At 70.3% G+C, this 24,772-nt stretch carries 20 protein-coding genes; 10 read left to right on the top strand and 10 right to left on the bottom strand.

Annotated elements, in window-relative coordinates; genetic code table 11:
- Nucleotides 1–20 precede the first annotated feature (20 nt).
- Complete coding sequence (locus QQ657_RS28125; RefSeq protein WP_284745266.1) at nucleotides 21–1,091, top strand: alpha/beta hydrolase; 1,071 nt, start codon at nucleotides 21–23, stop codon at nucleotides 1,089–1,091.
- A gap of 144 nt (nucleotides 1,092–1,235) precedes the next feature.
- On the opposite strand, the gene QQ657_RS28120 is transcribed toward QQ657_RS28125, so the two are convergent.
- From QQ657_RS28120 to QQ657_RS28110, 3 genes are read right to left on the bottom strand one after another with little or no spacing between them, the layout of a single operon-like run.
- Entirely contained in the window at nucleotides 1,236–2,360 is a 1,125-nt protein-coding gene (locus QQ657_RS28120) for a sensor histidine kinase (protein WP_284745265.1), read from the bottom strand.
- Entirely contained in the window at nucleotides 2,357–3,034 is a 678-nt protein-coding gene (locus QQ657_RS28115) for a response regulator transcription factor (protein WP_163046732.1), read from the bottom strand. Before QQ657_RS28115 ends, QQ657_RS28120 begins: the two co-directional genes overlap by 4 nt.
- A gap of 35 nt (nucleotides 3,035–3,069) precedes the next feature.
- Nucleotides 3,070–4,575, bottom strand: coding sequence for a PucR family transcriptional regulator (locus tag QQ657_RS28110; RefSeq protein ID WP_284745264.1), 1,506 nt, complete (start codon nucleotides 4,573–4,575; stop codon nucleotides 3,070–3,072).
- A 102-nt stretch (nucleotides 4,576–4,677) separates the two neighbouring features.
- Between QQ657_RS28110 and QQ657_RS28105 the strand changes: the two genes are divergently transcribed.
- Genes QQ657_RS28105 through QQ657_RS28085 form a run of 5 tightly spaced genes read left to right on the top strand, consistent with a single transcriptional unit; the run spans nucleotide 4,678 to nucleotide 11,561 of the window.
- Entirely contained in the window at nucleotides 4,678–6,126 is a 1,449-nt protein-coding gene (locus tag QQ657_RS28105) for a sodium:solute symporter family protein (protein ID WP_284745263.1), read from the top strand.
- Between the two features lie 38 nt (nucleotides 6,127–6,164).
- On the top strand, nucleotides 6,165–7,109 hold the full coding sequence (gene speB, locus QQ657_RS28100; RefSeq protein WP_284745366.1) for an agmatinase: 945 nt from the start codon (nucleotides 6,165–6,167) through the stop codon (nucleotides 7,107–7,109).
- Nucleotides 7,106–8,758, top strand: a complete 1,653-nt coding sequence (locus QQ657_RS28095) for a thiamine pyrophosphate-binding protein (protein ID WP_284745262.1) — start codon at nucleotides 7,106–7,108, stop codon at nucleotides 8,756–8,758. Before speB ends, QQ657_RS28095 begins: the two co-directional genes overlap by 4 nt.
- Complete coding sequence (locus QQ657_RS28090) at nucleotides 8,755–10,113, top strand: aminobutyraldehyde dehydrogenase (protein WP_284745261.1); 1,359 nt, start codon at nucleotides 8,755–8,757, stop codon at nucleotides 10,111–10,113. The genes QQ657_RS28095 and QQ657_RS28090 overlap by 4 nt, the downstream gene beginning before the upstream one ends.
- Nucleotides 10,110–11,561, top strand: coding sequence for a purine-cytosine permease family protein (locus QQ657_RS28085; protein ID WP_284745260.1), 1,452 nt, complete (start codon nucleotides 10,110–10,112; stop codon nucleotides 11,559–11,561). The genes QQ657_RS28090 and QQ657_RS28085 overlap by 4 nt, the downstream gene beginning before the upstream one ends.
- Before the next feature lie 301 nt (nucleotides 11,562–11,862).
- Here the strand turns inward: QQ657_RS28085 and QQ657_RS28080 are convergent, their stop codons facing one another.
- The 3 genes from QQ657_RS28080 to dxs form a co-directional block, all read right to left on the bottom strand.
- The gene (locus tag QQ657_RS28080; protein WP_284745259.1) at nucleotides 11,863–12,513 is read right to left on the bottom strand and encodes a class I SAM-dependent methyltransferase; all 651 of its coding nucleotides are present in this window, start codon (nucleotides 12,511–12,513) and stop codon (nucleotides 11,863–11,865) included.
- A complete protein-coding gene (locus tag QQ657_RS28075) occupies nucleotides 12,510–13,715 on the bottom strand; it encodes a hypothetical protein (protein WP_284745258.1) in 1,206 nt (401 codons plus the stop codon). Before QQ657_RS28075 ends, QQ657_RS28080 begins: the two co-directional genes overlap by 4 nt.
- 507 nt (nucleotides 13,716–14,222) lie before the next feature.
- Nucleotides 14,223–16,139, bottom strand: coding sequence for a 1-deoxy-D-xylulose-5-phosphate synthase (dxs, locus tag QQ657_RS28070; RefSeq protein ID WP_284745257.1), 1,917 nt, complete (start codon nucleotides 16,137–16,139; stop codon nucleotides 14,223–14,225).
- Nucleotides 16,140–16,323: 184 nt separating this feature from the next.
- Here dxs and QQ657_RS28065 point away from each other — a divergent pair, with 184 nt between their 5' ends.
- Both QQ657_RS28065 and QQ657_RS28060 read left to right on the top strand, forming a co-directional pair.
- Nucleotides 16,324–17,793 carry an aldehyde dehydrogenase family protein gene (locus QQ657_RS28065; RefSeq protein WP_284745256.1) on the top strand — a complete coding sequence of 490 codons (1,470 nt, stop codon included), beginning with the start codon at nucleotides 16,324–16,326 and terminating at the stop codon, nucleotides 17,791–17,793.
- 109 nt (nucleotides 17,794–17,902) lie between these two features.
- Entirely contained in the window at nucleotides 17,903–18,340 is a 438-nt protein-coding gene (locus QQ657_RS28060) for a hypothetical protein (RefSeq protein ID WP_284745255.1), read from the top strand.
- Between the two features lie 303 nt (nucleotides 18,341–18,643).
- On the opposite strand, the gene QQ657_RS28055 is transcribed toward QQ657_RS28060, so the two are convergent.
- The 3 genes from QQ657_RS28055 to QQ657_RS28045 form a co-directional block, all read right to left on the bottom strand.
- The gene (locus QQ657_RS28055; RefSeq protein WP_284745254.1) at nucleotides 18,644–19,168 is read right to left on the bottom strand and encodes a TIGR03086 family metal-binding protein; all 525 of its coding nucleotides are present in this window, start codon (nucleotides 19,166–19,168) and stop codon (nucleotides 18,644–18,646) included.
- A 70-nt stretch (nucleotides 19,169–19,238) separates the two neighbouring features.
- Nucleotides 19,239–20,426: a class I SAM-dependent RNA methyltransferase gene (locus QQ657_RS28050; protein ID WP_284745253.1), complete on the bottom strand. Its 1,188-nt coding sequence runs from the start codon at nucleotides 20,424–20,426 to the stop codon at nucleotides 19,239–19,241.
- The gene (locus QQ657_RS28045) at nucleotides 20,423–22,456 is read right to left on the bottom strand and encodes an APC family permease (RefSeq protein WP_284745252.1); all 2,034 of its coding nucleotides are present in this window, start codon (nucleotides 22,454–22,456) and stop codon (nucleotides 20,423–20,425) included. The genes QQ657_RS28050 and QQ657_RS28045 overlap by 4 nt, the downstream gene beginning before the upstream one ends.
- Before the next feature lie 94 nt (nucleotides 22,457–22,550).
- Here QQ657_RS28045 and QQ657_RS28040 point away from each other — a divergent pair, with 94 nt between their 5' ends.
- Together QQ657_RS28040 and QQ657_RS28035 are read left to right on the top strand one after the other, a co-directional pair.
- A complete protein-coding gene (locus tag QQ657_RS28040) occupies nucleotides 22,551–23,216 on the top strand; it encodes a potassium channel family protein (RefSeq protein WP_434056784.1) in 666 nt (221 codons plus the stop codon).
- Entirely contained in the window at nucleotides 23,213–23,869 is a 657-nt protein-coding gene (locus QQ657_RS28035) for a potassium channel family protein (RefSeq protein ID WP_284745251.1), read from the top strand. Before QQ657_RS28040 ends, QQ657_RS28035 begins: the two co-directional genes overlap by 4 nt.
- A gap of 171 nt (nucleotides 23,870–24,040) precedes the next feature.
- Here QQ657_RS28035 and QQ657_RS28030 read toward each other — a convergent pair whose 3' ends face one another.
- On the bottom strand, nucleotides 24,041–24,766 hold the full coding sequence (locus tag QQ657_RS28030) for a DUF3159 domain-containing protein (protein ID WP_284745250.1): 726 nt from the start codon (nucleotides 24,764–24,766) through the stop codon (nucleotides 24,041–24,043).
- Nucleotides 24,767–24,772: the final 6 nt, after the last annotated feature.

Here is a 24,772-nt window from a genome sequence, read left to right as displayed (position 1 = left end):
CCCCCCATTGGGTGGGACGTGTGCTGAACGGAAGAGTGCTGCTCGTACGGGCGGTCATGGTCGGGTTGCGGTGGCTGCTGCGGCTGCCTTCGCCGGTGCTGCGCGTGCTGGCCGGCCACCCGGTGGTGGTGGACGGGCGGCAGCCGGTGCTCTCGGCCCGCGTGCTGATGCGGGTGTCGCGCCTGGCGCCGTTCGACGCGCCGCACCGGAACGGCAGCCTTTCCCGGGCCCGGGCCGAGCTGAACCTGGCGGGCGCGCTCGCCGGCGCCGGGATCTGCCGGGGCGTGCGGACGCGGGACTCGTCGTGGCCCGGGCCCGGCGGGCCGCTGCCGCTGCGGCTCTACGATCCGGCCGGGATCCCGGCGCCCGGGCCGGCGCTGGTGTACTTCCACGGCGGCGGGTTCGTGCTCGGCAGCCTGGACACGCACGAGGGCGCGTGCCGGCTGCTGGCCGAGGAGGCCGGCGTACGGGTGGTGTCGATCGGCTACCGGCTGGCGCCGGAGCACCCGTTCCCGGCGGCGGCATCGGACGCGGTGGCGGCGTTCGCGTACGTGTCTTCCCACGCGGCCGAGTTCGGCATCGACCCGGCACGGCTCGCGGTGGGCGGCGACAGCAGCGGCGGCAACCTCGCGGCGGTGGTGGCCCACGCGGCCGCCCGCGGCGAGCTGCCCCGGCCGGCGTTCAGCCTGCTGCTGACCCCGGCGACGGACGCACTCGGGGAATCGTTGTCACACCGGCAGTTCGGCTCGGGTTTCCGCCTCGACCGCGACGAATGGGCGTGGTACCGCTCGCAATACGTGCGTGATCCGGAGCTGTACCGGGACCCGCGGGCGTCGGTGCTGTACGACGACGCCCTCGACGGCCTCCCGCCGACGTACGTGGCCACGTGCGGCTTCGACCTGCTCCGCGACGAAGGCGAGGCCTACGCGGCCCGCCTGGCTTCGGCGGGAGTCCCGCTGGTGCACCGACGGCACGAAGGCCAGCTCCACGGCTTCGCCAACCGCGTCGGCATCGACCCGGACGCCCGAGCGGCGATGATCCACACGGCCGGGGTCCTCCGAGCCGGCCTCGCCCTCGGTCCTCACCCGTGATCAGAGGGACGACACGCGTGATTGAAGGGTCGACACTCGTGATCGGAGGGACGACACGGCGAAACTCGCTCGATCCGGCGTGTCGACCCCGCAATCACGCGAGTCGACTCTCCAATCACGCGTGTCGGCTGCTCGATCACGCCGTCAGCGCACGGGGAGGTGGACCGTCACGCCCAGGCCGCCGCCCACGATCGGTTCCGCCGCCACGCTTCCGCCGTGCGCCGCGACCGCCGCCCGGACGATCGAGAGCCCCAGACCCGCGCCGGACCGAGCCGTGCGCGCCACGCCCGCGCGGCGGAACGGCTCGAACAGCTCCGCCACCGTCGCCGGGTCCACCAGGCCGCCGGACGAGCGCACCCGCAGCATCGACCACTGCGGGCCCGGCTGCGTCACGACCTCCAGCCAGCCGCCCTCGACGTTGTGGCGGACCGCGTTCTCCAGCAGGTTGCCCGCGATCCGCTCCAGCAGCGCCGGGTCGCCGAACGCCGGCGCCGGCACCACCGCGAACGTCGCCCGGATCCCGCGTTGCTGGGCTTCCGCGCGCGCCGCGCGCCAGGCGCGGTCGATGACCGCCGCCAGGTCGACCGGCTCGCGGACCCCGAGCCCGGCGCCGTCGGTGCGGGCCAGCAGCAGCAGCGAGTTCACCAGCTGCCCGGCGCGCTCGGTCGCGTCGCGGACCACCCCGCCCATCCGGCGCAGCTCGGCTTCGTCGGCGTCGTCGTCGGCGAGGGTGACGTCGAGCTCGGTGCGGATCACCGCCAGCGGCGTCCGCAGCTCGTGGCTCGCGTTAGCGACGAAGTGGCGCTGCGCGTCGAACGCGGACTGGAGCCGGTCGAGCATGTCGTCGAACGTGCCGGCGAGCTCGGCCAGCTCGTCGCGCGAGCGCACTTCGCCGATCCGCTCGCCCAGCGACTCGATCGACAGCCGCCGGGCCGCCCCGGTGATCTCGCGCAGCGGCAGCAGCACGCGCGAGGTGAACGTCCAGGCGAGGATCGCCGCGGCCGCGACCACCAGCAGGAACGCGATCGACCCGAACAGCAGCATCCGGTTGCGGGCGTGCACGCGCAGGTGGTCCGCGAGCGTGGACGCGTCGACCTGGGCGCCGTCGACGACGACCGTGCTGCCCGGCGGCATCTGCGGGACCGCGTCGAGCGAGTCCCGGACGAGCGTCCAGGCCAGCCAGAGCAGCAGCAGGCTGACGGCGGCGACGAGCACGGTCGCCAGCAGGGTGATCCGGGCGCGGAGGCTGCGGGTGCCCGGCAGGTTCACGCGCGTGGCGCGCCGGGCTCCGGCACCCGGTACCCGGAGCCGACGACGGTCTCGATGATCCCGGGCTCGCCGAGCTTCTTGCGCAGCGTCATGACGGTGACCCGGACGGTCGTGGTGAACGGGTCGGCGTTCTCGTCCCACACGCGTTCGAGCAGCTCTTCACTGCTGACGACCGAACCGGCGGCCGAGAGCAGCACCTCGAGGACGCCGAACTCCTTGCGCGTCAGCTCGACCGGCCCGCTCGCCCGGCGCACGGTGCGCTTCGCCGGGTCCAGCTCGACGTCACCCGCGGTCAGCAGCGGCGGCGCGGCCGGGGTGGCGCGCCGGCCCAGCGCCCGCACCCGGGCGACCAGCTCGGGGAAGGCGAAGGGTTTGGCGAGGTAGTCGTCGGCGCCGAGGGACAGCCCCTCGACGCGGTCGGACACCGAGCTGCTCGCGGTCAGCATCAGCACCCGGGTGAGCTCCCCGGACGCGACGATCTCCCGGCACAGCTCGTCCCCGGACATCCCGGGCAGGTCCCGGTCCAGCAACACGACGTCGTACCGCGTGACGGCGGCCTTTTCGTGCCCGTCGTCACCCGTGAGCGCGACGTCCACCGCCATGCCTTCGCGGCGCAGGCCACGGGCGATCGCGTCGGCCAGGGGTTCTTCGTCCTCGACTACCAAAACTCGCACGAGACCACAATTCCATATTTTCCTGAGAGTGCCCTTTAAGGACCGTGTGCGTCCGGTGTGGCCCACCGCAGCGCGAACCACAGCCGCATGCGGACCTCCGGGTCCGCCAGGTCCACGTCCAGGGCCTTCTCCACCTGGGCGATCCGGTGCCGGACGCTGTTGCGGTGCACGCCCAGCTCCGCGGCCGTCGGTTCCCAGCCGCCGTGGTGGGACAGCCAGGCGCGCAAGGTCCGGACCAGCTCGCGATCCGTCCGGTCCCGGGAGACCAGCGGCGCCAGCAGCTTCGTCGCGTATCCGCGGGAGGCGCCCGGGTCGAGCAGCGTGTCGAAGTCGGGCGGCCCGCTCCCGGCGACGACCGGCCGGCCGAGCACCTGCGCCCGCGAAAGCAGCAGCTCCGCCTCCGCCACCGCCGTGGCCGGCCGCGCGACCGGCACCGGTGAACCCGCCGCCGCGAGCCAGCCGTGCGCGCGCAGGTCCTCCAGCTCCGGCACCGCGGGACCGACGATCGCCACGAACCGCGGTCCCGGCAGCACCTGGACCAGCGGGGTGTCGAGCCGGGCCCGCAGCCAGTCCGGCCGCTGCGCCACCTCGTCCGGGCCGCGCCGGTAGGAGGACCCCACGACCAGGCGGCAGCGGTCCGAGCCGAGCAGCTCGCGCGCCACCTCGCCGGCCGAAACCCGTTCGAGGAGCAGGCCGGTCGCCGCCGCGCCCAGCTCGGCCGCGTCCGAACCGGCGCGCCCGACCAGGCCCAGCAGCGCCGCGCCGACCGCTAGGATCGCCCGGTCGGCGCCGTCGAACCGCCGGGTGCGCCCGACGACCACCAGGTGCGACGCCGTCGCCTGCGGGTACACCGGCTGGACCACCACGAACTCGTCGCCGGCCTCGGTGGTCGCGCTGCGGATCCCGCTGCCCGCCCGCACGGTCGCCATCAGTTCCGCCACCTGGGGCGGCAGCGGCGTGGGCGCATCGTGCGCCGAGGCCAGGACGTCCCCGGCGCCGACCAGCGCGACCCACGACCGCAGCCGCGCCGCGAGCGACGACGTCAGCTCGCCCAGCCCGCCGCCCGCGGCCCGGGTCAGCGCCTCCCGCGCCGCCGTGATCCGCCGCTGCTCGCGCTGCCCCGCCTCGGTCAGCGCCACCGACACCGCCTGGTTGACCGCCAGGAACGGCGTCCGCGACGGCACCACCAGCAACGGCAGCCCGTGCCGCGCGCACGCCCGGCGCAGCGGTTCCGGCAGCGTCTCGTGCACCGTCGGGGTGAGCCCGAACCCCAGCGCCGTCACGCCGGCGTCGCGCAGCCCGCGCACGTACCGGTCGATCCGCTCCGGCAGGTTCACGCCCGCGGTGAGGATCAGCTCGCCGCCCACCAGGTAGGGCACGGGGTCCTGCAGCTCGCTCACGTGGGCCCAGCGCACGGGAAGGTCCAGTGCGCCCGGCCGCAGCGTCTCGCGGACGGCGTGCAGCGCCAGCTCCCGGTTGCCGACAACTGCCCGTAACGGGACATTCACTTCCGTGGACAACGGATCGACGTTCTGGGTCATCTCATCCCCGACTGTGTCGACTTGTGGACGAATCATCCCATGCCGCCGGGGTGGCGGCCGAACCTACGGTGACCCGAACACCACCGAGGCAAGGAGGACGCCGTGACCGGGGACTACGCCGTGATCGCGTTGTACATCGCGGGGATGCTCGGAGTCGGCTGGTACGGCCTCCGGCTCGCGAAGACGAAGTCCGACTACCTCGTCGCCGGGCGGCGGCTGGGCTGGTTCATGTACTCCGGCACGATGTCGGCCGTCGTGCTCGGCGGCGCGTCCACCGTCGGCGGCGTGAAGCTCGGCTACACCTACGGCATCTCCGGCATGTGGCTGGTCGTCAGCATCGGCGTCGGCATCCTCGTGCTGCACGCGCTGTTCGCGCGGCGGCTGGTGCGGCTGAAGGTCTACACCGTCGGCGAGATGCTCGACCTGCGCTACGGCGGCCGCACCAGCGCGGTGTCCGGCGTCGTCATGTGGGGCTACACCCTGATGCTCACGGTCACCTCGACGCTGGCCTTCGCGACCATCTTCAAGGTGCTCTTCGACCTGCCGAACTGGGCGGGCATCGCGATCGGCGGCTCGATCGTGGTCCTCTACTCGGTGCTCGGCGGCATGTGGTCGATCACCCTCACCGACATCGCCCAGTTCGTCATCAAGACCATCGGCATCCTGGCGATCCTGCTGCCGGTCGCGATCAGCTCCGCCGGCGGCTTCTCCGGCATGAGCGAAAAGCTCGACGCGAGCTTCTTCAGCTTCACCTCGATCGGCACCGACACGATCATCACGTACTTCGTCATCTACACCTTCGGCCTGCTGATCGGCCAGGACATCTGGCAGCGCGTGTTCACCGCCCGCACCCCGGCGATCGCGACGTCCGGCGGCATCACCTCCGGCGTCTACTGCCTGGTCTACGGCCTGGCCGGCGCCCTGATCGGCACCGCGGCGCACACGTTGTACCCGGATCTGGCCAGCGCGCAGGACGCCTTCGCGACGATCGTCGAACGCCTGCTGCCGACCGGCGTCCGCGGCCTGGTGCTGGCCGCCGCGCTCTCGGCGATGATGTCGACCGCGAGCGGCGCGCTCATCGCCTGCTCCACCACCACGACGTCGGACCTGCTCACCAAGATCGGCCTGAAGAAGGGCGGCGAGGTCCGCCGCAACCGGATCGCGACGCTGGTGCTGGGGCTGATCGCGATCGGCATCGCGATGGTCGTCGACGACGTCGTCAACGCCCTCACCATCGCCTACGACATCCTGGTCGGCGGCCTGCTGGTCGCGATCGTCGGCGCGCTGTTCTGGAAGCGCGGCACGCGGCAGGGCGCGTACGCGTCGATGATCGCCGGCACGGTGTCCGTGATCGCCTTCATGATCATCGACGGCGTCGACGCCAACACCCCGATCTACTGGGGCCTCGGCGCGAGCCTGGTCGTCTACCTGGCGGTCAGCTTCGCCACGCCCCGCACGGCCGACTCGATCCTCGCCGTCTGGACCCGCCGCCTGAACGGCGCCGGGACCGAAGAGCCGGAAGCGGCCACCCCCGCACCGGTCGAAGCCTGAACCCACCCCGAGAACAGGAGCGCCCAGCAGTGAACGACATGCCCCCGGTCGGCCCGCTCGACTCGTCCCGGGTCCCCCGGTTCGCCGGCTTCGCGACCTTCGCGCGGCTCCCGCGGATCGACCAGGTCACCCACGCCGACATCGCCGTCGTCGGAGTGCCCTTCGACTCCGGCGTGTCCTACCGGCCCGGCGCGCGGTTCGGCCCGGCGGCGGTGCGCGAGGCGAGCCGGCTGCTGCGGCCGTACCACCCGGACCTGGACGTCTCGCCGTTCGCCGAGAAACAGGTCGTCGACGCCGGCGACATCGCGGTCAACCCGTTCAACATCGGCGAAGCGATCGAAACGCTGCAACAGGAAGCCGAAGCGCTGCAAGCGAACGGGACGCGGCTGGTGACGGTCGGCGGCGACCACACCATCGCGCTCCCGCTGCTGCGGGCCGCGGCGAAGCAGCACGGACCGGTCGCCCTGCTGCACTTCGACGCGCACCTCGACACCTGGGACACCTACTTCGGCGAGCCGTACACCCACGGCACCCCGTTCCGGCGGGCGTCCGAAGAGGGCATCCTCGACACGAGCGCGCTGTCGCACGTCGGCACGCGCGGGCCGCTGTACGGCAAGCGGGACCTCGAAGAAGACCGGCGGCTCGGCTTCGGCATCGTCACCTCCGGCGACGTCCTGCGCCGCGGGGTCGCCGAGACAGTCGACGCGCTGCGGCAGCGCATCGGCGACCGGCCGCTCTACGTGTCGGTCGACATCGACGTGCTCGACCCGGCCCACGCACCCGGCACCGGCACCCCCGAAGCGGGCGGGATGACCAGCCGCGAGCTCCTCGAAATCCTGCGCGGGCTGCGCGATCTCAACCTGGTCGGGGCCGACGTCGTCGAGCTGGCCCCCGCTTACGATCACGCCGAGATCACCGCCATCGCGGCCTCCCACGTCGCCTACGACCTGGTGAGCCTGCTGTCCTTGGGAAAGAGCGAATGACCGATACCCGACGCATCGGCGGCGACGTCGTCGTGGAGACCCTGCGCGCGCTGGGCGCCGACACGGTGTTCGGCCTGCCGGGCCAGCACGCGCTGGGCCTGTTCGAGGCACTGCGGCGCGCCGGCGACCTGCGCGTGATCAGCGGGCGTGTGGAGAACAACCTCGCCTTCGCCGCCGACGGGCACGCCCGCGCCCGGCTCGCGGCCGACCCCGACGGCCCGGTGCCGGTGACGCCCCTGGTCGTCTCGACCGGCCCGGGCGCGCTGCTGACGTTGGCTTCCCTGCAGGAGTCCCGGGCCGCGTCGGTGCCGGTGCTCGGGATCTCCAGCCAGATCCCGGTCGCCGGGCTCGGCGGCGGACGGCACGGCTACCTGCACGAGCTGCCCGACCAGCAGGCGAGCTTCCGGGACGTCGTGAAGTCGGTGCACGTCGTGCGCCGCGCGAGCCAGATACCGACCGCGCTGCGCGAGGCCTGGACGTCGGCCGCGACCGCGCCGTACGGCCCCGTGTGGGTCGAGATCCCGCAGGACGTGCTGCTCGGCCCGGCCGGGATCCCGCCGATCACGTCGGTGGCGGCCACTCCCCCACTCCTGGAGCCACTGCCGGAGCTGGTCACCGAGGCCGCCGACCTGCTGGCCGCGGCTTCGAACCCGGTGATCCTGGCGGGCGGCGGCGCGCTGCGGTCCGGCGCGCACGCCGAGCTGACGGCCCTGGCCGAGGCGCTGCGCGCGCCGGTGATCTCGACCTTCGGCGGCAAGGGCGTCTTCGGCTGGGACCACGAGCTGTCCGGGCGGTCGTGGATGGAGGACTGGCACACGACGGAGTTCCTCGCGGACGCCGACGTGCTGCTCGTGCTCGGCTCCGGGCTCGGCGAGCTGTCCAGCAACTACCGCGAGTTCGCCCCGCGCGGCCGGGTGATCCAGGTCGAGGCCGACCTGGGCAAGCTGGAGTCGAACTACCCCGGCCTGGGCATCCACGCCGACGTCCGGCTCACGCTGCAGGCGCTGCTGGAGTGGGTGCCGATGCGGGCGTCCGACGGCCGGGCCGAAGCCGCCGTTTCGGGGTTGCTGTCCCGCGTCGAGTCGCGGTTGGCCGGTCAGGACCTGGCCGTCGAGCGCAAGCTGATCGACGACATCCGCGCGGCGCTCCCCGACGGCACGCAGACGTTCTGGGACATGACGATCGCCGCGTACTGGGCCTGGTCGGCGTGGAACCCCGAAGGCGCGCCGATCCACACCGCCCAGGGTGCGGGCGGGCTGGGCTACGGCCTGCCGGGCGCGCTCGGCGGCGCGGCCGCCGGGGCACCCACGCTCGCCGTGTCCGGCGACGGCGGTGCGATGTACGGCGTCGCCGAGCTGGCGACCGCGGTGCAGCACGGCCTCGACGTCACGTGGCTGGTCGTCGACGACGGCGGCTACGGCGTCCTGCGCGAGTACCTGACCGACGCGTTCGGCCACACCACGGCCACCGAGCTGGCCCGGCCCGACTTCGTGGCCTTGGCGTCGTCGTTCGGCGTGTCCGCGAGGTTGTCCTCTTTGGACACCGTGGGTGCGGACCTGGCGGCGGCGCTGCGCACGCCGGGGCCGTCCGTGGTCGTCCTCCCCGCCCTGCTGAAGCTGTTCGCGCCGACCCACCTGGAGCAGGCATGACCCGCACCCTCGACCTGACCGACCCCGCGACCGGCGAGGTGTTCGGCACCAGCGTCATCGCCGGGCAGTCCGATGTGGACCACGCGCTCGAATCCGCCGCGCAAGCGTTTGCGGTGTGGCGTCGCAGCACTCCGGCGCAGCGGCAGCTGGCCCTGCTGAAGATCGCCGACGCCCTCGAAGCGCGGGCCGCGGAGTTCGCCGACCTCGAAGTGCGCGAGACGGGCAAGATCCGGTCGGTCGTGCTGGAGGAGGAGATCCCGGAGTGCGTGAGCGCGCTGCGGTTCTTCGCCGGCGCCGCGCGGAACCTGGAAGGCACCGCGGCCGGGGAGTACACCCCGGGCCACACGTCGGTGATCCGCCGTGAGCCGGTGGGCGTCTGCGCGCAGATCGCGCCGTGGAACTACCCGCTGATGATGGCGGTCTGGAAGATCGCGCCGGCGCTGGCGGCGGGCAACACCGTGGTGCTCAAGCCGGCCGAGACGACGCCGTCGACCGCCGTGCTGCTGGCCGAGGTGGCCGCCGAGTTCCTGCCGGAGGGTGCGTTCACCGTGCTGACCGGCGACCGCGACACCGGCCGCGCACTGGTGCGCCACCCGATCACGGAGCTCGTCTCGATCACCGGGTCGACGCGCGCGGGCATCGACGTCGCCACCGTGGCGGCCGCCGACCTCAAGCGCACCCACCTGGAGCTGGGTGGCAACGCGCCGCTGCTGGTGTTCCCGGACGTCGATCTCGCGGCGACGGCGGAAGGCATCGTCGGCGCGGCCTTCTACAACGCGGGCCAAGACTGCACCGCGGGTAGCCGGGTGCTGGTGCACGCGTCGATCCACGACGACTTCGTCCGCGAGCTGACGAAGGTCGCGGCGACGCAGACGCCCGGCGTCGACTTCGGGCCGCTCAACAGCGCGGCGCAGTTCTCGCGCGTCGAAGGCCTGGTTGAACGCCTGCCGTCGCACGCCCGCCTCGAAACCGGCGGGACGCGGTTCGGCTCGACGGGGTTCTACTTCTCCCCCACCGTGGTTTCCGGGCTGCGCCAAGACGACGAGATCGTCCAGGAGGAGATCTTCGGGCCGGTCATCACCGTGCAGTCCTTTTCGGACGAAGGTTCGGCCGTGGAGCTGGCCAACGGCGTCCCGTACGGGCTGGCGTCGTCGGTCTGGACGAACGACCTCGGCGTTGCCGCGCGGGTGTCGGCCGGCCTGGACTTCGGCTGTGTGTGGGGCAACACGCACGGGCCGCTGGTCGCCGAGATGCCGCACGGCGGGTTCGGCCACTCCGGCCACGGCAAGGACCTTTCCGCGTACGCCTTCGCCGAGTACACCCGCGTCAAGCACGTGATGACGAGGTTCGCATGAGCGACAAGATCACCGAGGTCGAGCAGCACGGGATCGCGCCGATCCCGCCGGACGAACAGACGTCGCGCCCGCGTGACCTGTTCCGGATGGCGTTCGGCGGCGCGAACACGTTCGCCACGATCATCCTCGGCACGCTGCCGATCGCGTACGGCCTCAGCTTCCGCGACGCCGCGCTGGCGACGGCGCTCGGCGTCGTCGTCGGCGGCCTGGTCCTGGCGCCGATGGCGTTGTTCGGGCCGCGCACGCGGACCAACAACGCGGTGTCGTCCGGCGCGCACTTCGGCGTCGTCGGGCGCTGCGTCGGGTCGTTCCTGTCGCTGCTGACGGCGATCACGTTCTTCGCGATCTCGGTCTGGGTCAGCGGCGACGCGGTGGCCGGCGCGGCGCAACGGCTTTTCGGCTTCGACGGCGGCGCGACGCTGCGCGGGATCGCGTACGGCCTGATCGCGATCGCGACGCTCGTCGTCTGCATCTACGGCTACCGGTTCATGCTGCTGGTCAACCGGATCGCGGTGGTGCTCGGCACGGCGATCATGCTGCTGGGCATAGTCGCGTACGGCGGCTCGTTCGACCCGGGGTACGCGGGCACCGGGACGTACGCGCTGGGCACGTTCTGGCCGACGTTCACCCTGGCGGCCTTGACGGCCCTGGCCAACCCGATCTCGTTCGGCGCGTTCCTCGGCGACTGGGCCCGCTACATCCCTTCTTCGTTCAGCAAGCGCTCTCTGCTTGCGGCGCCGTTCCTCGCCCAGGTGGCGACGCTGCTGCCGTTCGGCTTCGGCATCGCGACGGCGACGCTGGTCGCCGACCCGGCCGACTACATCACCGGCCTGACGGCGGTTTCCCCGCTCTGGTACGCGATCCCGCTGATCGTGGTGGCCCTGATCGGCGGCCTGTCGACGGGCACGACGTCGCTGTACGGGACGGGCCTGGATTTCAGCTCGATCTTCCCGCGCCTGTCCCGCGTCCAGGCGACGCTGCTGATCGGGACGCTGAGCGTGGCGTTCATCTTCGTCGGCAACTTCGTGCTGGACATGGTGTCGAGCATCAACGCGTTCGCGACGCTGATCGTGCTGTGCACGTCCCCGTGGATGGTGATCATGATGATCGGCTTCCTCCAGCGGCGCGGGTTCTACGACGTGGCGGACCTGCAGGTGTTCAACGAAGGCCGCCGAGGTGGCCGGTACTGGTTCACCCGCGGGGTCAACTGGCGCGCGATGGCGGCGTGGATCCCGGCGACGACGCTCGGGTTGCTGTGCGCGAACACGCCGATGATCGCCGGGCCGCTGCGAGATGTGGCGGGTGGGGTGGACGTCAGCCTGCTGGTGACTTTGGTGACGGCGGCGGTGACGTATCCGGTGCTGGTGAAGCTGTTCCCGGAGCCCCCGGAGGTCTTCGGCTCCGTGCCGGCGCCCGCGGCCGTCCTCACGGTGCCCGCGGAGGCGTAAACGGCCGATCGTCTTGGGCTCCTACGACCGGTAGACAAGGCGCCAGAGACGGGCGGGCTGGAGAGGATCAGGGCCCAGAGGACCAGCGACGGAAGGTGATCGAAGGGTCGGCGCGCACCCTCGGCAAAGTACGGAAGACGGGCTGTCGATATCCGCAGTGCCAGAGAGAGCGGTTCCGGCGGCCGCGTGACCTAGAAAGTTGATCGAGTTGGGCGAGCGAGGGTTCAAGGTCCACTCGGCGCACGGCCAGCGAGCCTTGACCAGCCCAAATGACCGGCTCACCAGATGAGTGGCTAGTAAATTACGTCGGGCGTCTGGCTGAAATCCAGATCGCTTCATGGCGATGTGGCCCAACTAGCGGTGGATGTGATCCATCAAATTTCTCCACACTCCGCTCAAGGATGGTAAACCCTTGAAGATGCTCATCAACCTCTTTCACTGACGGAAGTTCGATACCCGGGGTGCAATGCTCGTCACCCATTGGCACGCCGTCCGTAAGAGAGCAAAACAAGAGAGTTCCACCTGGTCGTATGAGGTTCAGCAGGTGTTCATGCGTTGCGCGATCATTTTGCGGCAGGCAATGATAGAGGCCATATGAAACGAGGACATCGACTTCCAGACCGACTGGCCGCCAGGTTCGTACGTCTGCCACCGAGTAGCTTCCAAGCACCGGCCGACCATTCGAATGAAACCGTTCATGAAGAAGCTTAATGGCAACATCAGAATGGTCTATTCCTATAACGTCAAAGCCGAGACGCTCCAGATGGATTGCGTTTTTCCCATCTCCACAACCTGCATCCAGGGCGATCTTAGATTGACCTTGATAAGACAACCCGCCAACCAGACGCCCCGGCGAATCACCCCACAGCGGAAGCCCAGCTCGACTAAGATACAATCGATCATACGGACGCTGGGGCAGGCCAGCGCCCGAGGACGCTTCAGTAATGCTCATTGCTCTAGACCGAGCATCATTTGTGTTGCTCCAAGTACAAGAGGACGATTCAACTTGGGGTGAGCTGCGTGAGCCAAGGTCATTAGACACAGGCAGCTCCTATAGTGATCGAAACTAATCCCTGACTCCTCAGCAAAACGGCGAACTTCTTGCACGCCCTCAAGGACGCTTTTAACAACTGTCGCATAGGGCATATTGGAAGGCACTCGCACACCTTGGTAACTATTGCACAATTGCCATTCCAGACGAAGCATTTCACGAAGGTCTGCCTGCATAGGGATGGATAGATTCTTCAAAGAAACTTCAAGCATTACCAAGTCTACAACGAGACTGCCATCATCGCGGCACCAAGCGAAGTCAATAGGCCAGCACTCCCGACTCGTACTGTCGACAAGAACATTTTGCGAGTGCAGGTCGCCGTGCGAAATCGATAACGGGACATCAATGGAACGCTCGCGCATCACGGCAACTTGGTCGCCAGGTTCGCGCCACGGAACTTGACATATTTCCTCCACCCAATCCTGAAGATCACTCCACTCAGGCGGAAATATGGACGACGAGGCCCCCTTGGCAAGGTATGGATCAAGTAGCTTGCCAAGTTTTATTGGATGCAGCCCTCCTTGTATTCCCGGCTCATACCAGGGCGCAAGCCTCTCCCTGACAAGCCGAGCAATAATCTTGCTACCAGTTCGCGTGCTACGAATATAGTTCCGCAAACTCTCGACATTGGCATGTATCGAAAGTCCCCTTAACTCCTGCGCAATCAACCCGAGATGACTGCCGCGGCGACGAACTGGAAACTCGATTCCCGGCAAGTAAGGCGAACACAGTCTTTCAACCGCATCCGCCTCTCGGTCGATTTTCCTTGCAATATCAACTTTAACGACGAACTGCTTCGAAAAGCGTCCCGCTTCGTCCGAATACCTCGCCCGGAGAACCTTGGCGCCACTCAAGCCCTTATCCATTGGCGCCAACCATATCTGAGAAGCAGTTCTCGGCAATATGGACAGAATTAAGAGTGCTTCCTCTTCTCCAAGACCATCAAGTAGTATGGGGCCTTCCAACTGCTGCCGGACATCTGCAGGACGTCCGCCCGCACCGGGAAGAAAGCCTCGATGGTTATCGAATATATCCGAGATGATCAAATCGGTGAGCGCAGCAATATCACTTCTACCCATAGGAGGCTGATTTGCCACGATCACCCCTCGCCATCCCTCGCTGTTCGCTTATACGATGAAGCAATAGTAAACTGCTCGGGTGCCACTTGAAAAGCATCCACCATCATAAGGTTGGCGGCGTAAGTGCACCACGTCCATCGCCAGTACTCCAACCGTTCGACATCGATCAATTCGGCGAGTTCGACAGGCTCCTCCTGCCTGAGCTCGGCTGCCAGACGCCGGGTGATTCCTATAGCCCGCTCAACCGTCGTCTGCTCACGCTTGGCCTACCATGCCGGATTCAAAGCCCTCTGGCTAGCACGCGGCCGACAGTCACGCGGATATCCGCTGCGGTAGCCGCGTCGGTTGCGAAGGCAGCCGCAAGAGGAGGACGACAGACGGAGCTGCGCCGGCCCTCCCAGGCAGGCCGATGGTGGACTCGCCTTGCTCATAGGACGGACTACGAGCCACCTAGTCCCACATGGGACATGCTTCGGCGCACAGAGCCCGTCACAAGTAGGTAGCCAAATATGAGATCGCCTTCATCGCCGGTCAGCTGCGGTTCGCGTCCTTCTTTTCGGACGCGGGTTCCGAAACCGAGCCCAGTCGGGAAGCCCACTCCGTCACCCGGCGGGCCACATCCTGAGCCGTCAGCCCGATGCGCCCCAGAACCTCGTCCCGGCTTCCCAAGTCATGGAACGTCTGCGGCACCGCCAAATCCCGCAGCGGGACATCACACTCGGCGTCACGGAACATCGCCGCCAGCGCCGAGCCGAAGCCGCCGTGGCGCCCACTGTCCTCGACCGTCACCACCAGCTTGTGCTGGGACGCCAGGGCCACCAGCTCGGCCGGGACCGGCAGGACCCAGCGGGGGTCGACCACCGTCACGCCGATGCCCTGGTCGGCGAGCCGGTCGGCCGCCGCCAGGCCCAAGGTCGCGAACGGGCCCACCGTCACCAGCAGCACGTCGGCACCTTCGACCGGGCGCCGCAGCACGTCGACCGTGCCCAGCCGCTCGACCGCCGTGACGTCCGTGCCGACCTTGCCCTTCGAGAAGCGCAGCGCCGTCGGGCCGTCGGACACCGCCACGGCCTCGCGCAGCTCCTCGCGCAGCGTCGCCGGGTCGCGCGGGGCCGCCACGCGCATGCCCGGCACCATGCCCAGCAGCGACAGGTCCCACATGCCGTGGTGGCTCGGGCCGTCCGGGCCGGTGATGCCGGCGCGGTCCAGCACCAGCGTCACCGGCTGGCGGTGCAGCGCGACGTCCATCAGCACCTGGTCGAACGCGCGGTTGAGGAACGTCGAGTAGATCGCGACGACCGGGTGCAGCCCGCCCATCGCCAGCCCGGCGGCCGACGTGACCGCGTGCTGTTCGGCGATGCCGACGTCGTACCAGCGGTCCGGGAACGCCTCGGCGAACTTGTCGAGGCCGGTCGAGCGCAGCATCGCCGCCGTGATCGCGACGACGTCCTCGCGCTCGGCGCCGATCTTCGCCAGCTCGTCGCCGAACACACCGGTCCAGCTCGGGCCCTTCACCGGCGGCAGGCCGGTCTCGGGGTCGATCGGGTCGGTCTGGTGCATCTGGTCGTGCTCGTTGTTCACCGCGGGCGCGTAGCCGTGGCCCTTCTCGGTCACCACGTGCACGATCACCGCGCCGCCGAACGTCTTCGCGCTGTGCAGGGCCTTCTCCAGCGCCACCTGGTCGTGACCGTCGACCGGGCCGAGGTACTTCAGGCCGAGGTCGGAGAACATCGCCTGCGGGCTCAGCGCGTCCTTCAGCCCGGCCTTCGCGGCGTGCAGCGCGGCGTAGATCGGCTTGCCGACGACCGGGGTGTGCCTGAGGAGCTCGCGGCCGCCGTCGAGCAGCCGCTCGTAGCCCGGCTGCAGGCGCAGCGCGGCGAGGTGGTCGGCCAGGCCGCCGATGGTCGGCGAGTAGGAGCGGCCGTTGTCGTTGATGACGACGACGACCGGGCGCTCGCGGTGCGCGGCGAGGTTGTTGAGCGCCTCCCAGCACATGCCGCCGGTGAGCGCGCCGTCCCCGACGACGGCGACCGCGTGCCGCTCGCCACCGTCCAGGGCGAACGCCTTCGCCAGACCGTCCACATAGGACAGTGCGGAGGACGCGTGGCTGCTCTCGACCCAGTCGTGGTCACTCTCCGCGCGCGACGGGTAACCGGTGACGCCGCCGGTCTGGCGCAGCCGGTCGAAGCCGTCCGCACGGCCGGTGACGATCTTGTGCACGTAGGCCTGGTGCCCGACGTCCCAGACGATCGCGTCGCGCGGCGAGTCGAACACGCGGTGCAGCGCGAGGGTCAGCTCGACGACGCCGAGGTTCGGCCCCAGGTGCCCGCCGGCGCGGCGGACCTTGTCGACGAGGAAGTCCCGGATCTCGGCGGACAGTTCGCCGAGGTCCTCGACACTCATGCGCTTCAGGTCCGCCGGTCCGCTCACGGACTCCAGCAACGTCACTCGTCTCCACCTCACTTGGTCACCACGCCTCGTTCCGGCCAGTCTACGGAGGACGGCCACCGGCCTTCCGCCCGCCGCGTCCGGCGTCACAGGCGGAGTGCGATCGCCCGTCATCTCCCGGGGTGAACCTCGTCTCCCCGCCGTGCTGTGGCGGTCACGCGGCGTGGCCACGAGAATGGGACGCATGGCGGACTTCTTCATCGGCGGCGACTGGGTGGACGCGATCGGCGGCGGCCGGCGGGAGATCCGCTGCCCGGCCGACGGTTCCCTGGTCGCGACGGTCGCCGAGGGCACCGCCAAGGACACCGAGGCCGCCATCGCGGCGGCGCGCCGGGCGTTCGACACCGGCCCGTGGCCCGGCACGCCCGCGCACCTGCGCGGTGACCTGCTGCTGCGCACCGCGGACCTGCTGGACCGCGACGCGGAGGCGTTCGCCCGCGCCGAGTCGCTCGACACCGGCAAGCGCCTGGTCGAGAGCCGCTACGACATGGCCGACATCGCCGCCTGCCTGCGCTACTTCGGCAAGCTCGCGGCGCAGGACGCGGGCCGCGTCGTCGACACCGGCAACCCGGACGCGTTCAGCCGGATCGTGCACGAACCGGTCGGCGTCTGCGGGCTGATCACGCCCTGGAACTACCCGCTGCTGCAGACCGTGTGGAAGATCGCACCGGCGCTGGCCGCGGGCAACACGTTCGTGCTCAAGCCCAGCGAGCTGACGCCGCACACGTCGATCCTGTTCCTGAAGCTGCTCACCGAGGCGGGCCTGCCGCCCGGCGTCGCGAACCTGGTGCTCGGGGCCGGCGCCGAGGTCGGCGCGCCGCTGGCCGAGCACCCGGACGTCGACCTCGTGTCGTTCACCGGCGGGCTGGCCACGGGCAAGGTGATCGCCGCCGCGGCCGCCGGGACGGTCAAGAAAGTGGCCCTGGAGCTGGGCGGGAAGAACCCCAACGTGGTCTTCGCCGACGCCGATTTCGAGACGGCGGTCGACTACGCGCTGACGGCGGTGTTCCTGCACTCGGGCCAGGTGTGCTCGGCGGGCGCGCGGCTGATCGTGCAGCGGGAGTGGCACGACGAGTTCGTCGCCGAGCTGGTGCGCCGGGCCGAGCGGATCCGCCTGGGCGGGCCGTTCGACGAGCGCGCCGAGACCGGGCCGCTGATTTCGGCGGCGCACCGCGCCAAGATCGAGCGGTACGTGGCGGCGGCGCTGGCCGAGGGCGCGGTGCTCCGGACGGGCGGCCGCCGGCCGGACGACCCGGCGCTGGCCGACGGCTTCTACTACCTGCCCACCATCCTGGACCAGGTGAAACAGGGGGCGTCGGCGGTCGTCGACGAGTCGTTCGGGCCGGTGCTGACGGTCGAGACGTTCACCGACGAGGACGACGCGGTCCGCATCGCCAACGACACCCACTACGGCCTGGCCGGGGCGGTGTTCACGAACGACGCTTCGCGGGCGCAGCGCGTGGCCGGGCGGCTGCGCCACGGCACGATCTGGATCAACGACTTCCACCCGTACCTGCCGCAGGCCGAGTGGGGCGGCTACAAGCAGTCCGGCTTCGGCCGCGAGCTGGGCCCGACCGGCCTCGGCGAGTACACCGAGGCCAAGCACATCTACCAGAACCTGCGGCCGGCCCCGCAGCGCTGGTTCGCCGGCTGAGCCGGGTCCCCCGATCGGGATCCACCGAACGGCCCAGCGCCGGAAACGTGCTCGGAAAGCCGTTTCCGGCGTCTTATGCTGCGTCCACCCGCGACGCAGGGAGGCCGGAGTGGACCAGCACCGACCGGGGAAGCGGCTCCGCGGCCCGCGCGCCGTGGCGGTGGGGATCGCGGGGCTCGGCGTGATCGCGGGCCTGACCCTGCGCACGGCGGACTACGCCGGGATGCTGCCGCCGGGGACACCGGATCCGGAGCTGGACCTGGGCTTGCGTCTGGTCTGCGCGGCGGCGGTGCTGATCGCGGGCACGCTGGCGTACTTGACGTTCGCCCGCCACCAGGACGAGCCGCTGGCGATGGCATCCCTCCCGGGGTTGGTGGTGACGGGGGTGGTCCTGCGCCACCTGGTGGTGACGCTCCCGGGCGTGACGAGGATCCAACCGGCGGCGCGGGTGGTGCCGGGGGCGGGGTCCTGGGTGCTGCTGGCATCGGGAGTGGCGATGACGGCGGCCGGGTTGGCGGCGGCTTTCGCGGTGCGCCGGGCAGCCTGACTCGGGCACCGCAGCTGGACGCCACGACCGCAAGCGCGCCCGCCCAGCAGCGCAACACCGCGAACCCGGCGGCCGCTGAGTCGGACCCACGACCCGGACAACCGGCTCACAGTGCACCGGGCAGCCTGCCCCTGGGCGCCTGGCGACCACCCCGCCGAACCCCACGACCGCAGGCGGCTCGCCTGGCAAAAGTGTTCACGGTGCGCCGAGCAATCCGCCCCAGGCACCCCGGCGGCCGAGCCGGATCCTCCGCCGCGAGCTACCGAGCAGCACCCTGGCTCCCCCGAACCACGCCGCAGCCTCTCAGCCGCTCACCGCCTTCCGGCCCAGGAACGCCGCCAGCCGGTCCGCCGCCGTCGCCCCCGGACCCGCCTCCACCTCAGGCCCGAACGGCCCGCCCGGCGGCCGGGGCGCCGATCCGAACCGGGACCGCCACTGCTCCAGCGCCCCCTCCGCCAAGTCCGGCAGCAGGTCGGTCGAAGCACCGGTCGCGTCCGCGAGGTCCCAGCCGTGGGCCAGGTACTCGTTCACTCGCATGTGGACCAGGAACACGCCCGGCAGCTCCCCCAGCGGCGTCGACACCTTCCGCTCGAACAACCCCGGCTCGGCCAGCACCGCCCGCGCCGCCGCGACCGATGCCGCGAACGCCGGGACCGGAGCAGCACCCAGGTAGTCGTCGTCCGGAGCCGGTGGTCCCGAACCCGCCCAGAACGCCACCTTCGCGTTGCCGTGCGCCAGGTGGTTGACCACCGCGCGCACGTCCCAGTCCGCGCACGCCGTCGGCAGCGTCCACTGATCGTCGCCGATCGACGAGACCAGGCCGGTCACCGTCGAAGCCGCGGTCGAAGTCCTCGAGAGGAGTCATGCCGGCAGTGTGACGGCCACCACCGACAAAAATTCACGACAGCAGCGCCACGCACTCCACGTGGTGGGTCATCGGGAACGCGTCGAACGCCCGAAGGTCCGTCAGGCCATAGCCGTGCGAAGCGAAAGTCGCCAGGTCACGGGCCAGGGCCGCCGGGTCGCACGCCACGTAGACGATCCGATCGGGTGAACCCGCCACGATCGACTCCACCACCGGCCTGCCCGCGCCCTTGCGCGGCGGGTCCAGCACCACGACGTCCACCGGCTTCGGGGCCGACTCCAGCACGTGCTCGACGCGCCCGGCCTGCCAGGACACCTGCGGCAGGTCGGCCAGGTTCTTCTCGCCGTCGGCGACCGCGCGCCGGCCGGACTCGATCGCCAGCACCCGGCCCGACGAGCCGACCTGCGTGGCCAGCACCGACGCGAACAGCCCGACCCCGGCGTAGAGGTCCCAGGCCGACCCGCCCGCAGGCGCCTCTGCCCACTCGGCCACGACGGCGGCCAGCGTCGACGCCGCCGCCGGGTGGACCTGCCAGAAGCCGTGCGCGTCGAGGTGCCAGTCGCGCCCGGCCGCGTGCTGCACCGCCACGCCGCCGGCCAGCTGCCGGGCGCGGACCTTGCCGCGGACCGTCGACAGCTCGCGCACGTGGACACCGCCGTCGCCGTCGCTGGTGACCTCGAGCTCGCTGCCCGGCCGCCAGCGCCGCGCCAGGACGTCGTCGAGCTCGCCCGGGACCGCGATCGGGCAGTCTTCGAGGGCCACCACCCGGTGGCTGTGGTGGGCGCGCAGGCCCGCGCGCCCCTCGCGGTCGGCGACCAGCCGGACGCGGCTGCGCCAGTCCAGCGGACCGCCGTCGAGGGCCTCCACGACGACCTCGCGCTCGATGCCGGCCAGCCGCTGGAGCTGCTCCGCCACCACCGAAGCCTTCAACGAACGTTGGTACGCGGGCGAAGCGTGCTGCCAGTCGCAGCCACCGCAGCCGCCCGGCACGGCCTGCGGGCACGGCGGCTCGACGCGGGACCCCGAGGCCGACAGGACCTCGATCGCGTCGCCGCGGCAGAACGAACCGCCGTTGTCCTCGGTGACCTCGACGCGGACCTGCTCGCCCGGCAGCGCGTGCCGGACGAACACGACGCGGCCGTCGGCGCGCGCGACGCAGTGGCCGCCGTGCGCCACCGCGCCGACCTCGACCTCGAGGACCCGGCCCAGCCAGCTGGTCATTCGGCGGGCTCCTTGGGTTTCGGTGCGGACACCGGCTTGCCGTTGGGCGAGAAGCCGCGGCGGACGTCGCCGGCCGCGGGCCGCTCGTTGCGGACGCGTGCGGCCGCCTTGGCCGAGGACTCCAGCTGCCACGGCACGCTCGCCACGATCACGCCGGACTGGAACAGCAAGCGGCCCTTGAGCCGCAGCGCGCTCTGGTTGTGCAGCACCTGTTCCCACCAGTGCCCGACCACGTACTCGGGGATGAACACCGTGACCACGTTGCGCGGGTTGTCGCCGCGCACGCGCTTCACGTAGTCGAGGACCGGTTTCGTGATCTCGCGGTAGGGCGACTCGACGACCTTGAGCGGCACCTTGAAGTTGTGCGCGTCCCACTCGGCGGTCAACCGGCGCGTGTCCGCATCGTCCACATTGACCGTCACGGCTTCGAGGACGTCCGGGCGCATCGCCTTGGCGTAGGCCAGCGCGCGCAGCGTCGGCCGGTGCAGTTTGGACACCAGCACGATCGCGTGGTTGCGCGACGGCAGCACGGTCGGGGTGTCGCCCAGGTCCTTCAGCTCGTCGGCGACGCGGTCGTAGTGCCGCCGGATCGCGGTCATCAGCACGAAGATGGCGATCATCGCCGCGATCGCGATCCACGCGCCGAGCAGGAACTTGGTGATGAGCACGATCACCAGCACGACGCCGGTGCAGGTGAGGCCGACCGCGTTGACCGTCTGCGAGCGCCGCATCCGCCGCCGCACGCCGGGGTCGGTTTCCTTGGCCAGCAACCGGTTCCAGTGCCGGATCATGCCCGCCTGGCTCACCGTGAACGACACGAACACGCCCACGATGTAGAGCTGGATGAGCCGGGTGACCTCGGCGTCGAACGCGATGATCAGCACCAGCGCGAACGCCGACAGGAACAGGATCCCGTTGGAGAACGCCAGCCGGTCGCCGCGCGTGTGCAGCTGCCGCGGCAGGTAGCGGTCCTGCGCCAGGATCGAGCCCAGCACCGGGAAGCCGTTGAACGCGGTGTTCGCGGCCAGCAGCAGGATGATGCCGGTGGAGAAGGAGATGTAGTAGAACGCCGGCGGGAAGTCGGCGAACACGGCGTGCGCGATCTGCGCGACGATCGTCTTCTGCTCGTAGCCGGCCGGCGCGCCGGCGAGCTGCTCCGCCGGGTCCTCGGCGAACTTGACGTCGGTGATCGTCGCCAGCGTGATGATGCCGACCAGCATGGTCACCGCGAGCAGGCCCATCATCAGCAGCGTCGTCGCCGCGTTCTTCGACTTGGGTTTCTGGAACGCCGGGACGCCGTTGCTGATCGCCTCGACCCCGGTCAGCGCCGCCGCGCCGGAGGAGAACGCCCGCAGCACCAAGAACGCGTACGCCACCCCCGCGAAGGTCCCTTCGGCGTTCAGCGTGAACCCGGCGCTCTCGGCCTTCATCTCGGTGCCGGTGGCCGCCTGCACCAGGCCCCACACGACCATGACCAGGATGCCCAGGATGAACCCGTATGTCGGGATCGCGAAGGCCTTCCCCGACTCCCGGATGCCGCGCAGGTTCAACGACGTCAGCACGACCACGATGACGATCGAGGCCAGCACCTTGTGCTGCGCCACCCACGGCACCGCCGACCCGATGTTGGCCACACCGGACGAAGTGGACACCGCGACCGTCAGCACGTAGTCGACGAGCAGCGCGCTCGCCACGGTCAGGCCGAACTTCCCGCCCAGGTTCGTGTTGGCGACCTCGTAGTCGCCACCGCCGCTCGGGTACGCGTGCACGTTCTGCCGGTAGGACGCGACGACGACCAGCATGACCAGGGCGACCATGATGCCGATCCACGGCGCCAGCGCGTAGGCGGAGAGACCCGCGACGCTCAGCGTCAGGAAGATCTCTTCCGGCGCGTACGCCACGCTCGAGAGCGCGTCGGACGCGAAGATGGGCAGCGCGATGCGCTTCGGCAGGAGCGTGTGAGCGAGCCTGTCACTGCGGAACGGACGTCCGAGGACCAGGCGTTTCAGCACGGTCGGGAACTTCGACACCACGGAAGACTAACCGGCCGGGCGCACGGTAGGTTCGGCGCTGGCATGTCGGGGTAGGTACGGACGGGTCAACCCGCCGAAGAGGAGGCAGGGCGTGCACGTGGTGATCATGGGATGCGGCCGGGTAGGCGCGTCCCTGGCCGCTGCGCTGGAGCGGCTCGGCCACGAGGTGGCCGTCATCGACAAGAGCCAGCAGGCGTTCCGCCGGCTCGGCAGCGACTTCCACGGCCAGCAGGTCGTCGGGGTCGGGTTCGACCGCAAGGTGCTGATCGAAGCGGGCATCGAGCGGGCCGGCGCGTTCGCCGCGGTGTCCAGCGGCGACAACTCGAACATCATCTCCGCGCGGGTCGCCCGCGAGAACTTCGGCATCGAGCACGTCGTCGCGCGGATCTACGACCACAAGCGCGCGGCGGTGTACGAACGGCTGGGGATCCCGACGGTGGCGACCGTGCCGTGGACCACCGACCGGTTCCTGCGCACGCTCCTGCCGGACGGCGTCGCGTCGGCGTGGCGGGACCCGTCGGGCAACGTCGCGCTGCTGCAGCTCCCGCTGCACGAGGGCTGGGTCGGGCACTCCGTCCGGTCGCTGCAGGAGGCCTCCGGCGCGCGGGTGGCGTTCATCATGCGCTTCGGCACGCCGGTGCTGCCGGACACCAAGACCGTGGTGCAGGACGGCGACGACGTGTGGGTGGCCGCGCGCTCGGGCACCGTCAGCGACGTGTCCAGCGTGGCCAACCGCGAACCGGAGGACGAGGCATGAGGGTCGCGATTGCCGGTGCGGGCGCCGTGGGCCGCTCCATCGCCACCGAGCTGATCGACGGCAGGCACCAGGTGATGCTCATCGAGCGGGAGGCCGACCAGTTCGAGCCGCAGACCGTCGAGCAGGCCGACTGGGTGCTGGGCGACGCCTGCGAGGTGTCGATCCTGGAGGAGTCCGGGATCGAGCAGTGCGACGTCGTGATCGCCGCGACCGGCGACGACAAGGCGAACCTGGTCGTGTCGCTGCTGGCCAAGACGGAGTTCGCGGTGCGGCGCGTGGTGGCGCGGGTGAACAACCCGGCCAACGAGTGGCTGTTCACCGACGCCTGGGGTGTCGACGTCGCCGTGTCGACTCCGCGGATGCTCGCGGCGATGGTCGAAGAGGCGGTCAGCGTCGGCGACCTGGTGCGGCTGATGACGTTCCGGCAGAGCAACGCGAACCTCGTCGAGCTGACACTGCCAGCGGAGACGCCGCTGGCGGGCAAGCCGGTGAGCGACCTGGCGCTGCCGCGGGACGCGGCGCTGGTGACGATCCTGCGGGGCGACCGCGTGATCGTGCCGCAGCCGGAGGACCCCCTGGAGCCGGGCGACGAGCTCCTGTTCGTCGCGACGGCGGACGTCGAGCCGGAGATCCGGACGGCGCTCGGTTACTGAGATCACGAAGAAGGCCCCCGACGCGCGTCGGGGGCCTTTCTCGTGCCGGGCGGGTGCCGCTGGCGCCGCAGCGAACCCGCGACCGTCCCCACCCGCCGGTCAAAGGTCTTGAATGAGTCATTCAGGTCTTCGGAGGTCCTGAATGACTCATTCAAGACATCCGAGCGGGGGTCAGGCTTCGGGAGCCTGGGCGTACTTCTCGCGCAGCCGAGCCTCGACCTCGGCGTCGGTCTCCGGCTTCGGCGCGGTCTCCTCGAGGGCCTTGAGCCGCTTGTCCGAGCGACGCACCGCCCAGACCACCACCAGCAGGCCCAGCCCGTACAGCGGGTACCCCATCGCGATCTTCGCGAAGGCCAGCCAGCCGGTGTAGTCCTCCTGGTAGAGCCACCGCTGGACGACGAACCGGGCGGCGAACACCAGCGCCAAGGCCAGCGTCGCGATGTCGTAGGCGTAGCGGGACGGCTTGTCCTTGCGCCACGCCTGGCCGGTGCCGTTGAGCACGTTCCAGACGACGCCCGCGATCGGCCAGCGCACCACCACCGACAGCGCGAAGATGCCGCAGTAGACCAGGCTCGCGTAGATCCCGAAGAGGAAGAACCCCTTCGCGGACCCGGTGCGGTAGGCGATGAACGCCGCGATCGCGACGCCGAAGAACCCGGAGATCGCCGGCTGCAGGGGCTCCTTGCGGACCACCCTCAGCACGGTGATCGCCACCGCGCTGCCGACCGACGTCCAGATGGCCGCGGTCAGGCCGAAGAACGCGTTCGCCAGGACGAAGACGATCACCGGCACCGACGAGTAGATCAGGCCGGACACGCCGCCCATCTGCTCGAGCAGGGTCGGCTGCGGTTCTTCTTCCGCGTCGGTCTTCTTCTCGCTCGGGGCGGGTTCAGTCACGATAGG

Origin of the sequence: Amycolatopsis ponsaeliensis, from assembly GCF_030182635.1 — a bacterium.
In the GTDB taxonomy this organism is placed as follows: domain Bacteria; phylum Actinomycetota; class Actinomycetes; order Mycobacteriales; family Pseudonocardiaceae; genus Amycolatopsis; species Amycolatopsis ponsaeliensis.
The sequence above is the reverse complement of the archived record's forward strand: the minus strand, read 5'-3'. Positions and strand labels throughout refer to the sequence as shown.